This window comes from Arthrobacter glacialis (assembly GCF_002909415.1).
In the GTDB taxonomy this organism is placed as follows: Bacteria; Actinomycetota; Actinomycetes; order Actinomycetales; family Micrococcaceae; genus Specibacter; species Specibacter glacialis.
The window spans coordinates 101154-118993 of the sequence record NZ_PPXB01000012.1 but is presented as its reverse complement, the minus strand read 5'-3'; the positions used below and the strand labels follow the sequence as shown (position 1 = coordinate 118993).

Below are 17840 nucleotides of genomic sequence, written 5' to 3'. Positions count from 1 at the left end.
ATCACCAGGCTGAGAGCAGCTCAGAAGGCAAAGCCAATTTGCCATGCTTTCAAAATGTTCTCCTTTGGTCATATGCTCCTGTAGACACTGGATGGCCTATATGGGGAACCCTGAGCGGGACTGTCGAGTTGGGCAGACTTCTCTAAGTCGCCCAATCAAGGCGTGGGATCCGAAGTGTTATGCGGCACCGCATCATCTGGTGACTGTAAGTCTTCTTCTGCCATGCCTGCATTGCTTGCATGAGTGCGGTTCTTAGCCCGGCGATTGGTGATCATCCGCAACACAAATTGAGCCATCACTAAAACGACGGCAACAATAACCATAAGAAGAATGAGGCTTGGCCAGTGGGTGTTGGCAATCGCCTCAGATGACGGGCCCCGAACCAGTGGACGCACCCTAACTCTCTCCCGTCCGCTCCATGGCCGTCTCAGAGTCGGCGTCGCTTTGATACCTATATTCGTGACGGAGCTTCTTAATTTGCCGCTTGGCAGAGAAACCGAACAGGACCCCCAGAATAGCGGCACCGGCCGCGTAGGCCAAAAGCTCAAATGCTTGGTCACGTACTGCTAGAAAAACAAAAGCGACCGTCAAAAGCCCAAACAAAATCGGTTGAGCTGACCAAAACACTTTGCCGCGTCTCACGGCCGGATGTTCCCAGTTTTTCTCCGACATGTCGCTATCCTCACTTTAGAGATTCGACGTTTCCTTGACTCTTTTGTTCAAGCGGTGGTTTTTGATCCTAATTGCCATTACAGATGGGCCCTACCAATAGCATCGCACCCCACTACTGTTTGTCGCCAGTGGCAAAAGGTGTCTGTAAAGACATGTCCTGTATGGGTTAGAAGAATGTCCGGTAAGTCGGTTCTCTAGAGGAACGCCCGGAAGCGGAACGCTCTGCGCGACATGAGTGGCGCAACGTTCCAGTGCGTCCGGAACAATGAGCACGAACTGACAGGCGTCGCCATAGTGACTCGCCGTTTTCCTAACTGGCTATCGGTTCGGCAATCGTACTGGTGTGTTCTTCGCGCAAAATGGAATAGAGCAGTGAGTCCCGGCGAGCTCCCCTGACCAGTCGATGGGAACGAAGCCGTCCCTCCAGGGTGAATCCGCTTTTTTCCAGGACACGGATTGAGCCGATATTGCCCGGGTGACAGGTGGCGCCGATGCGCTCTAGCTGGAGCGCGTTGAAGCCAAATTCCAGTAGCAGGCTGACAGCTTCGGTGGCGTAGCCATTTCCCCAGTGAGCGCGGTGGAATGTGTACCCAAGCTCACCGTTGTGGTCATGGGGATCTATGGTCCAAACGGCCACAGATCCAATGGCATTGCCGTCCAGAACGGCAGCGAGTGAATATGCTGATCGTTCCGAGTTCAGGTGTGCTTGTGCGGCATCTTCAACGAAGGAGGTCGTCTGTTCCAAAGTATTTGGTCCCCATGTTGACCAACGGGTCACCTCAGGATCTGAGGCGTATTCGTGAACGGCTGAGATGTCCGGTGTTGTGAAGTCGCGGATGCTTAGCCGGGGCCCGCGCGGATAGGACATTGAATGACTCATCGTTCACCTGTTCAGTCGATCGTTGAGCTTCAATCCTAATGTTCTCGCCCGCAGGGATTAGTCATTGGCCGACGACTCGGCGTCGCCACACGAGAGGCTCGGCTCCCCATCGAGTCCATCCGACCGTCCCGAAAGCCGGTCCGTCACTGGGCGATTGGATCACCTAAAGCAAAGCGGCGGCGAGATCGGGAGTGCTGCCCACAAGCGGAACGCTAACCGGGACGAAGTCCTATGGATTGGTCGCCCATACCAGGGTGGGAAGTGGAGTTCCGCCCGTGCTCGTTCGGCGCCTACGTGCTTGAGTGTTTCTCGTGTGCTGCGCCCGCTATGTCCCGCAGGATAGCCAAGTTGCTTTCGAGTGCTTGATCGCCGTCTTCGGTGCTGGCGATCCAGGTCTTTACCCTGCGGCCTGATTGGCGTTTTTCGATCGTGACGAAACCCGCCTCTGCCAGTCGTGTGAGGTTCTGGGAGAGGCTGGAGTCGGAGAGGTCCACTGCATCACGCAAGATGTTGAATTCACACTCATCAACGGACCTCAGGTAGCCCATTATTGAAAAGCGCACCGGTGAATGAATGAGAGCATCTAATTCAAATCGTGCATGGGTCATTAAATGGCCTTCGAGCCTGAGCGGAATTTTGCTGCCGCGATGAAAAATGGTGCTGAGGCCACAGTGGATAACGCCAGGCCAAGTCCGAGGCTTTCAATGTTGCCACCCACTGCTCCGATGACCGCATTGAGAACAAACCAGCAGGCAACCGATATGTTCAGGGCGTTCTTGCCTCCACGTGGCATGGCTCGCATTCTTCCCATCAACCAAACAACGATGACCATGAGGGCAAGAGTCGAGCCGAACACAAAGAGCCGCGTAGGCCAGTCCCAAGGAACAACGAGTCCGCCGGGGATTACTAGCAGACCCATTAGGACGCATACCCAAGGGAACCAGCGTGCGTCGGCGTGCGCGCGTTGCTGTGCTCGGTCGAGGGCATTGAGTGAATTGGCGGTAGCTGTTGGTTCGGTCATGAAAGTAGTTTACAGGTTATAAACAATGTGTATAGCCGTAAAACGAGAGTGTCCCGCAATCCGGTCCGGCACCGGCCGGGTGGATGGTCCAATGCAGCAACAGCTACGAGGTCAACAAAGCTGTCCGCAGGGGAAGGCTCAGCGGGACGGTTTTACTGCACAGAACATTCTTGACGCACTTGATTTATCGGCTGCAACTCGGGAGTTGCTGCCGGCGAAACTTTTTATCAGTAGGAGGCTGGGCCTGAACCCCGGAAGGTTGCGTATGCCCCAGGTGTCATTTAAGGAGGCGACTGTACTGACAGTCCAACATCGTCTGCACTATGGTTGCACGCCTTAAGTCGAACTCTCATCTGAGGCGCTACCAGTAAGTCACCCCTCTACTAGGAGTTTTTCTAGCCCGGATGGCCCAAAACGACAGACTATGTCCTTATGTCCCGTCGGCTAGCTCTTCCATCCGCAGACGCTGCTCTTCCCACTGATCGGGCGTGAGGTATGGAATGTTCGGCGCGGATGGGCGCAAACCGATGAAACCGTCCAACTGCTCGCGCACGATATCCAAGTGTCCGGCATGACGGTGAGACTCGGCGATCATATGCACCAGGAGGCGTTCCGCCGTAGTGTGCCGATGCCTTATCCACCACGGCACCACGGCCGGGGAATTCAGCTCCAATTCGTCGAGCACTGCATCGGCTGCGACGGTTGTCTCCCGATAGACCTTAACGGCATCGACCAGCGTCATGTTCGGCGGCGGGAGGAAGCCTGCCTGAGCGTCCTCGGATTCGATAATGCCCCGGATAACGGGGTTCTCAATTTCCCGTCCAAGACATGAAAAGAAATATTCGGATTCGGTGACGGCCAGGTGGAGCAGTAGGCCCATGACATGGGTGCCTGTCGGAGTCAGGGGAGTACGCGCTTGGGCATCACTCAAGCCCTCACATTTCCACAAGATTGCTTCGCGGGCATCGTTCAGATATTCACGAAGCCGTGCACCGCTGTCGCTTTTATCAATTGGCATGAGCCGAGTCTAATATTGCGCAGGTGTCATTTTCCGCAGGCGACTGCACTGAGTGTCCAAAGTCCTCTGCACTGCGATCGCCGGCCCACATGGGGCACCCGTATTCGTTCCTCTTCACTAATGGAACAGTCACATCGTCCCGCAAGAGGTATGCCCGGATAGGTATCCAGAACCGTCCCGTAAGCCGGTCCTGCACCGGCGGGTTGGATGGTCCAATGCAGCAACAGCTACGAGGTCAACAAAGCTGTTCGCAGGGGAACGTTCACTGGGTGCAGTCTTGCGAGGGAAGGTACCATCTCATCAGCCCTCAGTATTGCCGATCCGGCCTAGGAGCAGTGCCAGGGCTGCTTGCTCGTCGCCGCTGAGCGGCGACAGGATGGCTCGTTCGGTTTCGAGGTGGTCCGGCAGGGCCTTCTCGATGAGCCCCTTCCCGGTGTCGGTTAACGCAACGAGCGTGCCGCGTCCGTCATTCGGGTTGGCCTCGCGCGCCACGAGCCCGCGGGCTTCCAGCTTGTTCAATCGCTGGGCCACTGCGCTCGTGGAGATCATCGATTCCAAGGCAAGTTCAGCCGGGCTAAGTCGGTAAGGCGCGCCGCTGCGCAGCAGCGTGGCGAGCACGTCAAAAGCCGATGCATCCAGGCCGTGCCGTTCGAAGGTGCCCGCCAGGCGGGACTCGACGGTGAGTGCTGTGCGGCTCAGTCGGCCGATGACGGCCATCGGGGAGACATCAAGCCCCGGTTTTTCCTTTTGCCACTGTTCAAGGATGCGGCCCACTTGGTCTGTCATGAGCCAAGCCTATGATTAAGCTAAGCACTTAGCTAGAATAGCTAAGTGCTTAGCAATCGAAGATTCCTGATCCTGACCACCGCCCTTGCGCCAATGCTGTGGGGGACCACGTACCTGACGACCACCATGTTCCTGCCCGAGGACCGCCCGCTGCTGGCGGCGACAATGCGTGCGCTGCCTGCCGGACTGTTGCTCCTGGTGGTCTGCCGCCAATTGCCAAGTGGTGTCTGGTGGTGGAAATCCTGGGTCCTCGGAATGCTGAACATCGGAGCCTTCTTTGCGCTGCTCTTCATCGCAGCCTACCGACTTCCAGGCGGTGTCGCCGCGATCGTCGGCGGCATCCAGCCGCTCATCGTCGCACTGTTGGCCAGCCGGCTCCTGCACGAACGCCTGACGGCCCGCGTCGTGGCCGCCGGCCTTACCGGAGTGTTGGGGGTTGGGCTGATAACACTTCAAGCCCAGGCCCGCCTGGATGCCGTTGGTGTCCTGGCTGCCCTCGGCGGCACCGTGTCCATGGCCAGCGGGATCGTGCTTTCGAAGAAATGGGGGCAGCCCGCCCCACCGCTGGCCACCACCGCCTGGCAGCTCATCACCGGCGGACTGAGCCTCTTGGTGGCCATGATCATCTTCGAGGGTCTGCCCTCGACATTACTGACGCCGTCAAACATCGGCGGCTTTGCCTATCTTTCCCTTGTTGGCACCGCTTTTGCGTATGTCATGTGGTTCCGCGGTATCTCCAAGCTTCCTGCAAGCACCACGGCGTTCCTTGGGCTACTCAGCCCGGTGGTGGCCATGCTGCTTGGATGGGCGGTCGCCGGGGAGAACTTCACAGCACTGCAGATGCTGGGAATCTTCCTCGTGCTGGGGTCCATCACTTCCGCGATCATCGCCAGGAAGGTGAAGCCTCGCGTCGAATGCGAAGTGCTCGCCGAGAAGGGCTCCTAACAGCCACCGCTCAGCAGGCCGACATCGGGTGCCAGAAAAAGTTTGCCAGATGGGCGAGAGAATCGGGCTGCCCGCAAGCCGAACGCTCTACGGACGCGTTCGAAAGTAGGCGCCACATTCTGGTCCATCAGTACTCTCGCTGACATGTAAGGATGAATCCATGACTTTAGAAACCTTCACCTTGTCAGAAAAGAAGTTCTATCTACGCAGGGCTGTTGAAGAAGACCTCAACGCACTTGTCGAGCTTTTATCCAACGACCCTATTCGGCAAGCAGAGAATTCGGCGGCACCTGAGCATCGCGCTCCGTATCTGGATGCCCTTCGGGCGATCGACGCAGACCCCGCGCAGTTGCTGGTCGTTGTGCTCGACGAGACGGATGCCGTCGTGGCAACCATGCAGTTGACCGTCATTCCGGGCCTCGCGCGATCAGGCGCGACTCGACTGACCGTGGAGGCAGTCCGGGTAGACGAGCGGCTGCGTGGCAACGGACTCGGCTCAAAGATGATGAAATGGGCCGTCGAGGAGGGCCGTCGGCGTGATGTTGCCTTGGTCCAGTTGACCAGCGACAAAGCCAGAGAAGATGCGCATCGCTTCTATGAACGCCTCGGCTTTACCCCATCTCACGTGGGGTTCAAATTGGCACTCTAGACAGCACACCAAAGAGGAATTTCGGGGCAGTAGTCAATCGACCAATGCCCCGAATNCACCAAAGAGGAATTTCGGGGCAGTAGTCAATCGACCAATGCCCCGAATGGGTGTTCCCCATAGACGTTGCCGGAGCGTCCCAGAAGCCGGTCCTGCAACGGCCGGTAGGATCACTCAAAGCATTGACGGCAACGAGATCGACCGGGATGTCCGCAGCGGGAACCTTCACCGGGCGCTTTGCCTGTGGGTCATGCATGCCGAGAACGGTGCCCGAAGGATCTTCGTCCACAGTGACCGCTGGTGTGCAGCGCCAGTTGAGGAGCTGAACTGGTTTTCTGCGAGATCCAGGCTTTCTTCGATAAGCGCATCATGCATGGGTCGGAAGAATAGTGGCCAAGTTAGCTTCGCCACTCCGCTTGGCGACAGGGAAAGCTCGTGTCGAAGCAACGTTGAATTTTCCGAAAGGCTGCTGGCAGTGAAGGAGTGGTGGCCGGTGAAGCCTGAGGGGCCGGTGAATTGAAATTCGATCCTTCGTCCGGGTTCGTACGCGGTCACGAAATAACGCACCGGCCCATGCCCTCCTGCTGCCCCAATGTTGAGCGGCCGATCTAGGCGCATTGCTGGCCATTCGCTCCTGGGCCACAATCGATCATTCTTGCTCGCCAGCGAGTCAATGAGTATTCCGACTTCGTTGACGGGAGCCACAATTACGCGCCGGTGTGTGTTGTAGACCATAGGGCAAGAGTATCTATGATCTGGTCCTGCACGATCGGCTCCAGCCGCGAGAGGCTGTCCGTTTGCCAACGCCTTGCGGGACTAGGCGGAGACGTCTGATGCGTTTCTTTCTAGTGAACGGATATAGGCAGCGTTCCCACTGATCGCTGGTTTGTACCTATCGATGTCTGGTGTGCGAACGAAGTCCACTAGCAGGTCCAGCAGGGCTGCAACGGCCGCATCTAGTTGGCCTGCGGCGTGGAGAGTAATTGCTTCAAAAGCGCCCAGGGCAGGCGACTCTGGAAATGTGGTGCGAGCCATTGCGAAGACCTCGAGGGACTTCTCGTATTCGCCCACGTTCCGCAACGTTGAACCGTACTGAACATAGCAACGGCGCAGCAGATCGCCTTCTAATCCAGCAGCGAGAGCACGCTCATAGAATCCCCGGGCCACTTCTTCCTGGCCATCGGTGTCGTACGCCCCTCCTACCTCGTATAGCACTCGTGCATTCTCGGGATTGGACATATAGAGAGGAAGCAACGAATCTATGGTTGGCTGCATGTTGTTCCGGTCTCTGGCGGCGAAAATTCGGTCTAGCTCATCATCTAAAGTCATGACGCTCACTCTGCCATAGACAGTCCCGTAAGCCGGTCCTGCAACGGCCGGTTGGATCACTCAAAGCATTGACGGCAACGAGATCGACCGGGATGTCCGCAGCGGGAACCCTGGCTGGGACGGTCGATTCAAGATCCCTGCCATTAAATGTGGGCTCAGCACTCGGCATCGATGGCAGGGACGTTGACCGGCAATGAGGAAAACCGGCCCCGGGAATTGCCTCAGCCAGGAAGGAGCGCAGCGCCTTCCATGAAGCGAATACAACGCCCGTCAATATTGTGCGTTCACCCGCAAACTCGATGGGCACCGTTCCGCCGCGGGCCGATGCCTGACGCGCCATCATCTCCTGCTTACCGAGGCGTTCGGCCCAGAGCGGGGCGAGCTGGCAGTGGGCGGACCCGGTGACGGGATCCTCGGAAAGCCCGGCCCCAGCCCCCAGTCCCACATCGGTGTGTTGGGTGCTAGAGGAATGGGCGCAGTGGGATGATGACGGATTCACTGAATCGTGCTATCCAGGGACGGGTGCTCCATTCCTCCAGCGTGAGTTCGTGGCTGTTGCGACTGTCGAAGTCGAAGACGTCCTCCATGTTGGTGGCGAAGGCCTCGTCGTGGATTTCGAGATTGGTTTCGTAGTTGCCGGTCAAGCTCAGGCGGTCAATATTTGCTGTGCCGATGGTTGACCATTGGCCGTCGATGGTGGCGGTTTTCGCGTGAATCATGGCATTGCGGTAGAGCAGGATCCGGACACCGGAGTCTAACAAGGACCTGTAAAAGCCGCGGGATAGCCAGTCTGAGAGAACATGGTTGGAATCGCGGGGCAGGATCACTCGAACATCCACTCCGCGTTCGCTGGCTTCGAGTAGGGCCCTGAGGATCTGCTGGTCGGGAATGAAATAGGCCATCGTGATGTAAATATGTTTCTCGGCCCGGCCGATCGCGTCGAGGTAGATTCCCCGGATCGGGTAGACCAGACTTGCTGGGATGTTGTTGATCGCCCGTATCCTTGACTCCCAGGTCCCGGGTGTCGTGTGGGGAATTTTCGGGTTTCGGCCGGGAAATTGGCGGTTCCATACCGAGACGAAAGCGTTGCGGATATCCCATACGGATGTTCCGGTGACCCGGAGATGGGTATCGCGCCATTCAGTGGCATAGAGGGAGCCAATGTTGTAGCCGCCCACAAAACCTGTTTCGTCGTCGACAATGAGTAGCTTGCGGTGATCCAAACTTGTGGAGCGGATGGTGCCTAGCAGTAGCGAGGGTCGAAACATGGGGAATCGATAGACATGTATGGCCGGATGAAACGTAAAGAACGAGCCAGGTACCACGAGGTTGGCAAAGACGTCATAGACAATGTAGACCTCCACTCCGCGCTCTGCAGCTTCGTTCAGTGCGTCCTTGAACTGGAGACCGGCTTCATCGTTTTTCCAGATGAAGGTTTCGATAAAAATCTGTTTCTTGGCACCGCGGATCGACTCGAGCATGTCGGCATATAGGTCTGCACCGAACGTGTACAGCTTGATATTCGATTCACCGATACTGCTGTGGAAGCTGCCGGGATGGGGAAAACCAGGCCGTTTTGACCGCGACCGGCGTTTAATCGCGTCCCAAACCACGAGGCCGGTTATCACCGAGCCTTGAAGGGCTGTCACCGCGACGGCGGTCCTCAGGACGGTTTTCTTGGCTGCCTCAACGGCAGGAGTGGGCAGCGCTTGATCCATGACCACAGCTTAGCCCACCTACCCAGAAGCTTGCTGTCACCGTCTGGCACCAATCCATGCCTTGCCGTATCAGCTCTCGCCGGCGCCGCTAGCCCAATACTGCGCCTCCAAATCGAAAATGCCTGGCCTCCGGCTCAACTCATGGCCGTCCTGGCATTTTCCGTCCTGCACGATGGTCGTGGCGTGCCGGTGCCCCAACGTGGGCTACGAGAAAAAACTCCTCATTTCGTCTCGGCGATGGGCTGCTCTTTTCAAAGGGGATGACGCCCTTGGGTGCGAGGTCGGACTCTGTTGTCCCGTGGACGGTGAAAAGCAGGTTTTCAGTCGTAGATGTTTGAAGATCCTATTTCGGGGAATTGTAGTGTTTGAGGCTCGAGGCGCCCCTGCCGCGTAGCCCGTTAACAGAACCTAGTGAGGGCCCTTGGGCCCAATACACTTTCGTTCCATGAAGGAGACAACCATGGGTGTCGCAGATAAGTTTGAGAACAAGGCCGAAGAACTCAAGGGCAAGGCCAAGGAGCACATCGGTGCAGCCACGAACGATCGCGATCTTGAGGCCGACGGCCAGGCCGACCAAGCCAAGGCTGGCATCAAGCAGGCCGGTGAGCACGTCAAGGATGCTGCCAAGGACGTCACCGGACACTGAGCCCCGCGGGGACATCTGGGCGGGCCCGAATTCGGCCCGCCCCCACTCGCCCTGAGAAGGCGAACCAAAAAGGAGTTAGTTCATGAGTTTTATCGCGTTCCTGATACTAGGACTCATCGTCGGTGCAATCGCGAAAGCCATCCTGCCCGGCCGTCAACGTGGTGGCATCCTGATCACTATGCTTCTGGGAGTCGTGGGCGCCCTGCTTGGTGGATGGATCGGTGGGGCGATCTTCGGCGTCGGGCTTGAGAACTTCTGGAGCCTTCAAACATGGCTCGCTGCCATCGTGGGCTCACTCGTGGTCCTGGGTGTTTACGGCGCCGTCGTGCGCCGCCGCGCCTAGGAAAGCCGACAGGTCAGGACTGCAACCGGCACTGCAGCAAACGACGAGTTCGCAATGAACTCTCACGACCCGCATCTGCGCCCCGCACCATCGCAATCGTGAAACACGGGCCCCCGGCCAATGTCCTCTACGAAGGACACGGGCCGGGATCACGATAAGTTGTATCCAGCGTAGTCGCCTACATTACCGGAGGCTCGGTCAGCCGCCGCCCGAGCCTGCCAAGCAACTGCCTGAGGTGTCGGGAAATCTGCATTTGGCTGACACCGAGTTCTTGGGCGATCTGCCCCTGTGACAACTCAAGGACGAAGCGCAGATGCAGCAGCCGGCGGTCTTCCGTGCTCGCGTCCCTGAGAGCCGCTTCCACGGTCAGCTCTTGCTCTATGCGTTCGTAGGCGGGCTCATCCACCGCCAGAACGACCTCGTGCACTCGGCCCTCGTTGCTCGATGAAGGGTCATTTTGTTCGATGTGCTGAGCGACCATGGCCATCTCGGCGAGCAAGGCGAGGGTCGTTTCCTTCACTGATATGCCGGTGGACGTACTCAGGTCGACTATCGAAGGGTCACGGCCCAGGCGCTGCGTCAGTTCGGGGCGTATGTGCTTGATCTTCAGCCTGGCCTCCTGGGTTGTCCTCGGTGGCCGCACCGCCCAGGAATGATCCCTGAGATGTCGCTTCAGCTCACCGGTGATGGTTGGCACGGCAAAGGCCACGAACCCATGATTCCCTGCCTCGCGGTACCTGCTGGCAGCCTTAACGAGACCGAGTCTGGCTACCTGCTGGAGGTCTTCGGCCTCACACCCCGGGGCGCGATAGCGGCGCGAGAGGGCGTCGGCGAGACCCATGAACTGAAGCACTAACTGATCGGTACTCATTCCGGGTTCTAACTGTCCGGGACCTAGCGGGTGAGAAATGCTGATAGACGAAGGCCCGGGTGCTGACTCCTGCAACGCAGTGCCGGGATTCGAGTCACGGAACCGTGGAGAAGTTCGGGTCTTTTCTGTGCTTGAAGCCAGATTCATTTTACGCAGTCCCGGGCTTTGAATTCGGGTATACATGAGGGCGGGCCCGTTAGTCACGGTCAGCGGACTGCCTGACGGATCGCGGCGAGCTGATCATCAGAGATGAGGTATCCGTCCCAGCGGCAAGTGTTACCCGGACGGAAAACCGTCTCGTCAGGAAAGGCCCTGTGACGGTGCCTGCCGGAAGCTACAGCCCACACCACCCGAACGCGGTTCCCCTGGCGGGCCACCATATATCCGTGAATCTCAATACCGGCTTCGATGACCACCACCTTCGTGGCCCTTGACGGCAAGTCAGCCGATGATCGAGTAGGGGCAAGCTCAGCCTGACCCGGACGGGCCGGTTGCATCGCTGTCACCGACACTCCTTGACCTCCGCGTCATCAGCGGAGCAAACGGTGGTCGCCGTCTCCGACATATTTAAAATGCCAGGGCTTTTGAACCCGAGCCCATGCCCGTGCAGCGCCACCACGATGGTTTGTTCACGTCGGGCGAGCGCTGCGATTTGTGAGGGGCTCGTGGCCTTTCTATGCTCGTCTTCGACCAAAGTCAGCTGCACGATCAGTTCCCGAACGGTCGCGTGGGAGAGATCGCCGTCCTCCGGCGTGGTGATATTCATGGTTTGGGTTGATTCCATCCCCGAAGCCTATTTCTCAGAGGGGGTCAACTTCTTCACCCCTAGGGGTGGACTTGCCTCCCCAAATTTGCCTTACAGTGGGGGAATGGAAAGCCTTCGCATCGCCCTGGTAGATGACTATGAAATTGTGCTTCGAGGGCTGGAGATGATGCTTCGGTCCTATGGGGACACCCTTGAGGTCGTGGAACTCGACCTCAACCGAAATGTAGACACACCTGTCCACCTCACGCTCTACGATACTTTTGCCGCGACCCCCGGAGACGGTGCGGACGTCCACGAACTGGCGAGCAATCCGCTGGCTGGCAAAGTCATTGTCTATTCCTGGGATCTCGATGAAACACGGGTCCAGGCGGCACTGGCGAACGGGGCCAGCGGATATCTATCTAAAGGCTTGCCCGCAGCCCGACTGGTCAGTGCGCTCCACGATATCCACCGGGGAGAAGGCAAGGTTTTTCCCGGACCCAGTGGCCAAGCGAAATCCAGCCTGGGCGATTGGCCAGGCCGCGAAGAAGGCCTCACTCAACGGGAGGCCGAGGTGTTGGCACTGATTACTCAAGGTTTGAATAATGCCGAGATCGCCGACAGGGCTCGGTTGTCAATCAACACCGTCAAGACCTTCATCCGCAGTTGCTACCGCCGCATTGGGGTAACTGACCGCTCCAACGCCATCCTCTGGGGCCTTGAACACGGTTTCTTTCCTGACCACAAACGCGTTCAACCGCGCCGATGAGTACCTGTCATTTTCCGAAGCTAAGTGCACAAATGTTAGAAGTCTTCTTCGCTCGTCTGATTTTTCAGAAGGGCAGTCCACACAATTTCAGAAGCCGGCAGCACCGCCCTCCCATACCGCAGGGGAACCTTGACCGGAACATCGTGGCTGGGTTTAAGCCGGGCGGATCAACCATCAAATTTGCTTCAGCAGCCGTCGTTCGATTTGGCCGGAAGATTCGTCGCGTTTCACCTGTTCGGTGCCGACAAATCCTGACCTCGCGTAGACGCTGAGGGCGCGCTCGTTGTCATTGATGACCCATAGTTCCAGAGTGGCACGACCGATACTCCGGGCATAGTCTTCCGCGCCGACGAGCAAGGTGCTTGCCACGCCGCTTCCCCACGAGTCTGGAGCCACAGCAAGGTAAAAGATTTCCAGGCTTTCTTCTCGCGGGGCAAATAGTGTGAACCCCACGCATGTGTCATCTCGACTGGCAAGGAGTAGCTTGGATCCTTCCAGATTCAGACGCCGTTGGATCCCAGGCATTTTTTCCTCGCCGGTTGGTGGCTCTGTACGCTGGTCGCGCAGTGCCGTGGCGCGAGCCCATATCAATGCGGCTTCACTTACCGCATTTGGCTCAAGGGTCATGGCCAGCTGCAACTCATCATCCAAGCTATTCACTCCAACATCTTGCCATGGAGCCCCTGCCCCAGTTGTGGAACGTCTAACGGACATGGGTGGAACAGAATTGGATTATTTGGTGGCTATGAGTTCGACTTCGAAGCCGTCGGAATTCACCAGGTAGGCAGCGTAGTTTTCAGGACCACCAGCGTGGGGGTACTTCTCTGCGAATAGCGGGCGCCAACCGTGGAGTTGGCTGTCCACCATGAGGGCATCGACCTTTTCTTCACTTCCAGCATGGAATGCCAAGTGATTCAAGCCCGGCGCTGTTCGTTGATGCTCTCTGCTGGTCAGTGCGGGGGATTCCTCAGCGACTATATAGGCGGTGCCTCGCCGCCAACTAATTCCTTGATCCCAATTCTGATCCGGCGAGTATCCCAGACGAGTCAGAATCCAACCCCATTCATCCTTGGCGCGTTCAAGGCTTGGCACCCACAGCTCGACATGGTGCAGGGAACCATCTAGATCTTCGTCCACCTCCCAAGTCTCACACAGCCGTCCGCTAGCGGAACCTCCTGCGGACAGGGTTCGCCGGCTGAACCGCATGCCCATGGTGCTAGCCGAACGTGCTCAAGATGGCGTGGGCCGTCCATGGCTGGTCGCCGCTCTTGTCGCTCCACACGACCGAAAGGGCGCACCAAGCGATGGCCCATGATCTCACCGTATCGACGTCGAGCCCTGAGTGCTCGCTGACGATCGCAAGTCGTCTGTGGAAATTTGACAACGCCACGTCCGTGGACGGATTGCAGAAAATATTGGCGTAGTCGAACGCCCGATGGCCAAACAACCCTTTGGGGTCAATCGCACGCCAACGCCCGTTGAAATCGAGAACATTGCCGTGATGGACGTCCCCGTGGAGTACCACAGGGGCTTCTGCGGCGGAAGCCTCCAGTAGCTCTTGTGCCATGGTTGCCGCTCGCTCAAGGTTGCCTGCATGAGGCTTTGCAGTATGTGGCTCGATCAGGTCTTGAAACCAAAGCGGCAAGGGCACGAGATCAGTGGGAGCAGACGATTTGTCAGGGACGCCGTGCAGGGAGGTGATGGTTTCGCAGAGGATACTAGTAGTCTCATCATCGCGGCCTGCCTGGCACATCGCTGTCAAGGTCCGTCGGCCGGAGGCCAGGTCCATCAGGACGGCCTGGTCGGTGACTTCATGCACGTCCACTGCGGCACAACCGGCCCACCAAGCTAGGACGCGGCCGCCGCGTGCCTCTTCGGCGACGCGGGCGACCTTGAGCATGACGTTTCGATCATGCCAGCGACCCGGAACTAGCCAGCTGGAGGGTGTGGTGACCATGTGCCCGCGTTGCCCTATAGCCCACCGGTCCATGTACGCCGGCACTGTTCCCGCAACCCAATCCATAAACAAGATCGTATCGGGTTGACAGACGGACGGTCTTTCAATCGGCGGTTGCCGGCCTCGCTCATCTCGAACACCTGCGTCCGGTATGCCGAACGGCTTGCGGACGGCACTCAACAAGGAATTCCGCCGCGTCATCGCTTTACGAATGGCGCGAGGAGCGCATGTCGGTGACCAGCCGTGGTGTACGCCGTTCCCCGACGGCGGTGAACCACTGGCTCACCGGATAGGCCAGCCTCACTACGAAGTAGTTCGCATACTCCACTGCACCAAACACCCATACCGCCGTGAAGAGAACACCAACGCCAACATTGTTCGGCCACCAGGTGACCACTCCGACAAGGCCGACCGTCAGAAGTACGGGGAATGCAATTCTCAGCACGCTATAGGTGATCGCCACGCCCCGCGGCATCGCGACGCGCTCGACCCACGTACGCGCGAGCAACCAGTACAGTCCAGCGGCCATCAGCACAACAAGCAACGGGACCAGCGCAGACCAGAGTGCCGCGCGATCCTGAACCTGCGGCAGGCGAGGCGTCACGAAGAACAGGGCCGCTGCGGCGAAGACCGCGGCAGCGACGAGCTCGCCGGCACCAAGGCTCAAGTACTTGCGACGACGGGCGTCTCTCTTCCCGGTATCCATCCGACCATCCTAACCATCGACCACGTCGCAGCGACAAAGGAACGACACGGGGGATGCGTCCCGTAAGTCGGTCCTACACCGGACGCTGTGGCCTAGAACCTGGGGTGTTGTGATCTTTGGTTTGTGAATCGCAACGGTAAATGGCTTGGTTTTCACAATACTTAATGGCCGGTGAGAGTGTTGACTGTTCGCACGTGGTCGATCTGATTTAGTAACTGGTCTACGAGGCGGAAGCTGCCACCGATAATCCTAACGATGGGCGCGATGACTGCCGCGTGGTCGAAGCCCTCGTACGCTGTGTAGTTTTCGGGGGATAGGGCGTGGACACACAGGCCACACCTCCGGCGTCGTTCGTTGCAATTGCTCTATCGCGGCAAATTATCGCGGTGATTTTCGATGTTCCCGCTGTTCCGCCCGCTGAATGCCACGCAACGTTGTTGGTGCGGCTGGATATTCCATACGCCATACCCTGATCGCACAGCTGGTGACTGTCACTAGGGCTATCGTCGACAGCAACCACGACCCAAAGCCACCAATGTCAGCAGTTGCCCCCGCGGGGCTCCCGTATGACATCAAAAATCCACTTGCCACAACAACACATGCCGCCGAAAATATGGATGCTATGGACAGCCAATGAAAGGGCCTGCTCCTCTGCTTCAGCGCTTTAGGGGCCGCCAGCAGCAAAGCCACTGGAGTCGCCACGGCGAAAACCATTGCGGCGAAGAAGGCGGGCTCGTACATTGCATCCGTGAGCGGTAATCCGATCCCACAGAACCCACCATTACGGCGAGTACAATCGGAATCGCCTGCCTTCCGGACTTCTGTGACTTGTCGACCCAATCCGGTTCCATATATACCCCCAAAGTAACGATGAACTTATCCGTGTAAACCTCCAAGCTAGCAGTCTTCAGAACGTCATTCTCTCAAGGTTGCGGCTAAGTCATTAGCTCAAGGGACTGGAGGTACTTTTGCTATCCGCTGGTGAGGCCAGAATTCTGGACCGCACTACCTGGGTTGTCATTTTCAGAAGTCGTCTGCACGACCTTGGTGCGCCCGTAGGGCCAACCCCGACCGGACGCTCCTATTCAGACTGCGAGAGTGCTTGTTCCCAGGCTGTTTGGTTGAGTGCGACGTACTCAGCAGCGGCACGCCAATGCTCACCATGGCCGTTGACATACATATCTGCCCAGGGATGGAACCCGCTCTCGCTTGAGGAACGTAGAAGTTCGAACATCGCAAGGGTCCGTTTTGCCATGGCATCCGGTAACGCCGTGCGCAATGCAAGGTCAGCCCCGTAACCGTCAACAACGGCACGCAGCCTTGCGGCTGCATCTTCCACTGGCTGTCCCTCGAACAACAGGCCAAAAGATTGCGCAGCGTATGCCAGATCCCACAAGCGGGTGCTCGGTCCAGCGCCATCCCAATCGATGAAAACCCACCGATCTCCCATGATGAGGTTCCATGGTGCGAGATCGTTGTGGCACATCAAATTCGGATTCTCCGCTGGCAGCAACATCTTCCATTCGTCCGGATCAGGAATCGGGAAGAATTCGCTTGCATCGTGGATACTGCGGATAATTCTCCCCACCCGCAATAGGTCCTCGTGCCCCAGCGGCAATAGATCGATCGCAAGTGCGCCGCTGACGTACTCGACCATTTGTTGCCCATCCTGATCGCGACCAAGCGGCTTGGGGACATCCACTCCACGCGCGCGGACAGCGTCAAGATAGCTCTGCACGGCAGAGGTGTTATCAATCCAGGGCTTTCGGACCGTCTCACCTACACGCACCACGCGGCCTGACGCGTTGCCACCCGTCAGTTCCTGCTCTTCATCGCACATCCCAACAGACTAATACCTGCAAGCCTGACTTCCGATCGAATGCGTTGGGTTGAGGCAAGCGGCGGAAGATGCCGCCCCGTGAATGAGGAGTCCCGTAAGCCGGTCGGTGACCGACTACCGGATTCTCGGTGGCGGACGCATGATTTTTGACGCCTGGCCGGCCCGCAAGTAGAAGGCTGTACGGGACGCTGGCGTGGAATTGTTGCGATGTTGCTTGAGTGATAACGAAACCAGGGGTGGTTAATCGAGAGAGACTGCACCGGGGTTCGTTGACTCTCTCACGCGAAGTCGAGGCAGTCCCCTTCTTCCCCGCCAGCATAAGATTTTTTGTCTTCCTCTGTAGCGACCGCGCCTAGGCTATGAGCTAGACTCCGCAGGTAAGTTCATCGATGGATGGAGGCATTGAAGAATGCATGATCCCGGCTACCGGCGACAGATAGAAGATAGCATTGAACACCACAACGCTATACTCTTTGCCATTAACCATTTGGATGAGGTGACAAAATTCATTGCTTCCCACGATTGGGAATCGCTTGAAATTGGATTGGCGTCTCTGGCCGGAACTTCCGCTATTGGAGCAAGAGCAATCCTCGATTGTCAGTTCAGGCAGATTTCGCCTAAATACAAGAAACATCTAGCCGCCAACCTTGATCTGCTAAAAGCTGAGTTAGACAAACTAGGAGACTAGCTTCGGCTCAAGGAAGCCAGTATGCAAGGCCGCCTTCATAGTTGAGCTCGGCCCAGATCCCGACGTAGCGTCCATGACGGTCGGCCTCCGCCCGCGCTAGCGCATAGTCAATGCTTACAGCATTCTCCAGCCAGTTCTCGTAGCAGGCACGCGATTCGTCCCAGAAGTCCACCCTATAGACGGGATGGAGGACTTCCTCCCTGACATATCGCGGATCAACGCCAGTGACGTTCTTTTCCTTCGCGCCCATGGAGACACCC

At 57.7% G+C, this 17840-nt stretch carries 25 protein-coding genes; 6 read left to right on the top strand and 19 right to left on the bottom strand.

Annotation, left to right across the window (positions count from 1 at the left end):
• Window positions 1–155: 155 nt before the first annotated feature.
• From CVS28_RS19795 to CVS28_RS14590, 7 genes are all read right to left on the bottom strand, one after another.
• Window positions 156–323 carry a hypothetical protein gene (locus CVS28_RS19795; protein ID WP_165788174.1) on the bottom strand — a complete coding sequence of 56 codons (168 nt, stop codon included), beginning with the start codon at window positions 321–323 and terminating at the stop codon, window positions 156–158.
• Between the two features lie 73 nt (window positions 324–396).
• On the bottom strand, window positions 397–672 hold the full coding sequence (locus CVS28_RS14615) for a hypothetical protein (RefSeq protein WP_103467551.1): 276 nt from the start codon (window positions 670–672) through the stop codon (window positions 397–399).
• A gap of 310 nt (window positions 673–982) precedes the next feature.
• The gene (locus tag CVS28_RS14610; protein WP_103467552.1) at window positions 983–1540 is read right to left on the bottom strand and encodes a GNAT family N-acetyltransferase; all 558 of its coding nucleotides are present in this window, start codon (window positions 1538–1540) and stop codon (window positions 983–985) included.
• Window positions 1541–1842: 302 nt separating this feature from the next.
• A complete protein-coding gene (locus CVS28_RS14605; protein WP_103481992.1) occupies window positions 1843–2160 on the bottom strand; it encodes a transcriptional regulator in 318 nt (105 codons plus the stop codon).
• A complete protein-coding gene (locus tag CVS28_RS19475; protein WP_133159158.1) occupies window positions 2160–2573 on the bottom strand; it encodes a hypothetical protein in 414 nt (137 codons plus the stop codon). The genes CVS28_RS14605 and CVS28_RS19475 overlap by 1 nt, the downstream gene beginning before the upstream one ends.
• Window positions 2574–3003: 430 nt before the next feature.
• A complete protein-coding gene (locus CVS28_RS14595) occupies window positions 3004–3591 on the bottom strand; it encodes a DinB family protein (protein WP_103467555.1) in 588 nt (195 codons plus the stop codon).
• Between the two features lie 300 nt (window positions 3592–3891).
• Window positions 3892–4377: a MarR family winged helix-turn-helix transcriptional regulator gene (locus CVS28_RS14590; RefSeq protein ID WP_103481991.1), complete on the bottom strand. Its 486-nt coding sequence runs from the start codon at window positions 4375–4377 to the stop codon at window positions 3892–3894.
• Window positions 4378–4422: 45 nt separating this feature from the next.
• Between CVS28_RS14590 and CVS28_RS14585 the strand changes: the two genes are divergently transcribed.
• A complete protein-coding gene (locus CVS28_RS14585; RefSeq protein ID WP_103467557.1) occupies window positions 4423–5322 on the top strand; it encodes an EamA family transporter in 900 nt (299 codons plus the stop codon).
• A gap of 160 nt (window positions 5323–5482) precedes the next feature.
• Window positions 5483–5971 (top strand): GNAT family N-acetyltransferase, encoded by a 489-nt coding sequence (locus CVS28_RS14580; RefSeq protein ID WP_103481990.1) that lies wholly within the window; start codon window positions 5483–5485, stop codon window positions 5969–5971.
• A gap of 813 nt (window positions 5972–6784) precedes the next feature.
• Here the strand turns inward: CVS28_RS14580 and CVS28_RS14570 are convergent.
• The 3 genes from CVS28_RS14570 to CVS28_RS14560 are packed head-to-tail and all read right to left on the bottom strand — an operon-like array spanning window position 6785 to window position 9015.
• Complete coding sequence (locus CVS28_RS14570; protein WP_103467561.1) at window positions 6785–7297, bottom strand: tetratricopeptide repeat protein; 513 nt, start codon at window positions 7295–7297, stop codon at window positions 6785–6787.
• Window positions 7284–7742 carry a PhzF family phenazine biosynthesis protein gene (locus CVS28_RS20465; RefSeq protein ID WP_207767595.1) on the bottom strand — a complete coding sequence of 153 codons (459 nt, stop codon included), beginning with the start codon at window positions 7740–7742 and terminating at the stop codon, window positions 7284–7286. Before CVS28_RS20465 ends, CVS28_RS14570 begins: the two co-directional genes overlap by 14 nt.
• Before the next feature lie 16 nt (window positions 7743–7758).
• Entirely contained in the window at window positions 7759–9015 is a 1257-nt protein-coding gene (locus CVS28_RS14560; protein ID WP_103467597.1) for a phospholipase D-like domain-containing protein, read from the bottom strand.
• A 460-nt stretch (window positions 9016–9475) separates the two neighbouring features.
• Between CVS28_RS14560 and CVS28_RS14555 the strand changes: the two genes are divergently transcribed.
• Window positions 9476–9661, top strand: coding sequence for a CsbD family protein (locus tag CVS28_RS14555; RefSeq protein ID WP_103467563.1), 186 nt, complete (start codon window positions 9476–9478; stop codon window positions 9659–9661).
• Window positions 9662–9743: 82 nt separating this feature from the next.
• Window positions 9744–10004, top strand: coding sequence for a GlsB/YeaQ/YmgE family stress response membrane protein (locus CVS28_RS14550; RefSeq protein WP_103481989.1), 261 nt, complete (start codon window positions 9744–9746; stop codon window positions 10002–10004).
• Between the two features lie 178 nt (window positions 10005–10182).
• Here CVS28_RS14550 and CVS28_RS14545 read toward each other — a convergent pair whose 3' ends face one another.
• The 3 genes from CVS28_RS14545 to CVS28_RS14535 all read right to left on the bottom strand — a co-directional run bounded on the left by CVS28_RS14545 (window position 10183) and on the right by CVS28_RS14535 (window position 11659).
• On the bottom strand, window positions 10183–10875 hold the full coding sequence (locus CVS28_RS14545; protein WP_165788173.1) for a sigma-70 family RNA polymerase sigma factor: 693 nt from the start codon (window positions 10873–10875) through the stop codon (window positions 10183–10185).
• Between the two features lie 206 nt (window positions 10876–11081).
• Window positions 11082–11381 carry a hypothetical protein gene (locus CVS28_RS14540; protein WP_103481987.1) on the bottom strand — a complete coding sequence of 100 codons (300 nt, stop codon included), beginning with the start codon at window positions 11379–11381 and terminating at the stop codon, window positions 11082–11084.
• On the bottom strand, window positions 11378–11659 hold the full coding sequence (locus CVS28_RS14535; RefSeq protein ID WP_133159156.1) for a hypothetical protein: 282 nt from the start codon (window positions 11657–11659) through the stop codon (window positions 11378–11380). Before CVS28_RS14535 ends, CVS28_RS14540 begins: the two co-directional genes overlap by 4 nt.
• 85 nt (window positions 11660–11744) lie before the next feature.
• Here CVS28_RS14535 and CVS28_RS14530 point away from each other — a divergent pair, with 85 nt between their 5' ends.
• Window positions 11745–12389, top strand: coding sequence for a response regulator transcription factor (locus CVS28_RS14530; RefSeq protein WP_103467598.1), 645 nt, complete (start codon window positions 11745–11747; stop codon window positions 12387–12389).
• A 174-nt stretch (window positions 12390–12563) separates the two neighbouring features.
• On the opposite strand, the gene CVS28_RS14525 is transcribed toward CVS28_RS14530, so the two are convergent.
• From CVS28_RS14525 to CVS28_RS14505, 5 genes are all read right to left on the bottom strand, one after another.
• The gene (locus tag CVS28_RS14525) at window positions 12564–13049 is read right to left on the bottom strand and encodes a GNAT family N-acetyltransferase (RefSeq protein ID WP_165788172.1); all 486 of its coding nucleotides are present in this window, start codon (window positions 13047–13049) and stop codon (window positions 12564–12566) included.
• Window positions 13050–13121: 72 nt separating this feature from the next.
• A complete protein-coding gene (locus tag CVS28_RS14520; RefSeq protein WP_243399908.1) occupies window positions 13122–13526 on the bottom strand; it encodes a VOC family protein in 405 nt (134 codons plus the stop codon).
• Window positions 13527–13605: 79 nt separating this feature from the next.
• Window positions 13606–14412 (bottom strand): aminoglycoside phosphotransferase family protein, encoded by an 807-nt coding sequence (locus tag CVS28_RS14515; RefSeq protein ID WP_165788171.1) that lies wholly within the window; start codon window positions 14410–14412, stop codon window positions 13606–13608.
• A gap of 139 nt (window positions 14413–14551) precedes the next feature.
• The gene (locus CVS28_RS14510) at window positions 14552–15052 is read right to left on the bottom strand and encodes a hypothetical protein (RefSeq protein WP_103481986.1); all 501 of its coding nucleotides are present in this window, start codon (window positions 15050–15052) and stop codon (window positions 14552–14554) included.
• 1081 nt (window positions 15053–16133) lie between these two features.
• Window positions 16134–16892 (bottom strand): phosphotransferase, encoded by a 759-nt coding sequence (locus CVS28_RS14505; RefSeq protein WP_103467575.1) that lies wholly within the window; start codon window positions 16890–16892, stop codon window positions 16134–16136.
• 409 nt (window positions 16893–17301) lie between these two features.
• On the opposite strand from CVS28_RS14505, the gene CVS28_RS14500 reads away from it, so the two are divergent.
• Window positions 17302–17580 (top strand): hypothetical protein, encoded by a 279-nt coding sequence (locus CVS28_RS14500; protein ID WP_103467576.1) that lies wholly within the window; start codon window positions 17302–17304, stop codon window positions 17578–17580.
• Window positions 17581–17587: 7 nt separating this feature from the next.
• Here the strand turns inward: CVS28_RS14500 and CVS28_RS14495 are convergent, their stop codons facing one another.
• Entirely contained in the window at window positions 17588–17830 is a 243-nt protein-coding gene (locus CVS28_RS14495; RefSeq protein WP_165788170.1) for a hypothetical protein, read from the bottom strand.
• Window positions 17831–17840 lie beyond the last annotated feature (10 nt).

Bases quoted from the DNA above. Each gene is read 5' to 3' on its own strand.
- CVS28_RS19795 (WP_165788174.1), bottom strand. From the start codon at position 323: ATGGTTATTGTTGCCGTCGTTTTAGTGATGGCTCAATTTGTGTTGCGG.
- CVS28_RS14615 (WP_103467551.1), bottom strand. From the start codon at position 672: ATGTCGGAGAAAAACTGGGAACATCCGGCCGTGAGACGCGGCAAAGTG.
- CVS28_RS14610 (WP_103467552.1), bottom strand. From the start codon at position 1,540: ATGTCCTATCCGCGCGGGCCCCGGCTAAGCATCCGCGACTTCACAACA.
- CVS28_RS14605 (WP_103481992.1), bottom strand. From the start codon at position 2,160: ATGACCCATGCACGATTTGAATTAGATGCTCTCATTCATTCACCGGTG.
- CVS28_RS19475 (WP_133159158.1), bottom strand. From the start codon at position 2,573: ATGACCGAACCAACAGCTACCGCCAATTCACTCAATGCCCTCGACCGA.
- CVS28_RS14595 (WP_103467555.1), bottom strand. From the start codon at position 3,591: ATGCCAATTGATAAAAGCGACAGCGGTGCACGGCTTCGTGAATATCTG.
- CVS28_RS14590 (WP_103481991.1), bottom strand. From the start codon at position 4,377: ATGACAGACCAAGTGGGCCGCATCCTTGAACAGTGGCAAAAGGAAAAA.
- CVS28_RS14580 (WP_103481990.1), top strand. From the start codon at position 5,483: ATGACTTTAGAAACCTTCACCTTGTCAGAAAAGAAGTTCTATCTACGC.
- CVS28_RS14570 (WP_103467561.1), bottom strand. From the start codon at position 7,297: ATGACTTTAGATGATGAGCTAGACCGAATTTTCGCCGCCAGAGACCGG.
- CVS28_RS14560 (WP_103467597.1), bottom strand. From the start codon at position 9,015: ATGGATCAAGCGCTGCCCACTCCTGCCGTTGAGGCAGCCAAGAAAACC.
- CVS28_RS14555 (WP_103467563.1), top strand. From the start codon at position 9,476: ATGGGTGTCGCAGATAAGTTTGAGAACAAGGCCGAAGAACTCAAGGGC.
- CVS28_RS14550 (WP_103481989.1), top strand. From the start codon at position 9,744: ATGAGTTTTATCGCGTTCCTGATACTAGGACTCATCGTCGGTGCAATC.
- CVS28_RS14545 (WP_165788173.1), bottom strand. From the start codon at position 10,875: ATGAGTACCGATCAGTTAGTGCTTCAGTTCATGGGTCTCGCCGACGCC.
- CVS28_RS14535 (WP_133159156.1), bottom strand. From the start codon at position 11,659: ATGGAATCAACCCAAACCATGAATATCACCACGCCGGAGGACGGCGAT.
- CVS28_RS14530 (WP_103467598.1), top strand. From the start codon at position 11,745: ATGGAAAGCCTTCGCATCGCCCTGGTAGATGACTATGAAATTGTGCTT.
- CVS28_RS14515 (WP_165788171.1), bottom strand. From the start codon at position 14,412: ATGGATTGGGTTGCGGGAACAGTGCCGGCGTACATGGACCGGTGGGCT.
- CVS28_RS14510 (WP_103481986.1), bottom strand. From the start codon at position 15,052: ATGGATACCGGGAAGAGAGACGCCCGTCGTCGCAAGTACTTGAGCCTT.
- CVS28_RS14505 (WP_103467575.1), bottom strand. From the start codon at position 16,892: ATGTGCGATGAAGAGCAGGAACTGACGGGTGGCAACGCGTCAGGCCGC.
- CVS28_RS14500 (WP_103467576.1), top strand. From the start codon at position 17,302: ATGCATGATCCCGGCTACCGGCGACAGATAGAAGATAGCATTGAACAC.
- CVS28_RS14495 (WP_165788170.1), bottom strand. From the start codon at position 17,830: ATGGGCGCGAAGGAAAAGAACGTCACTGGCGTTGATCCGCGATATGTC.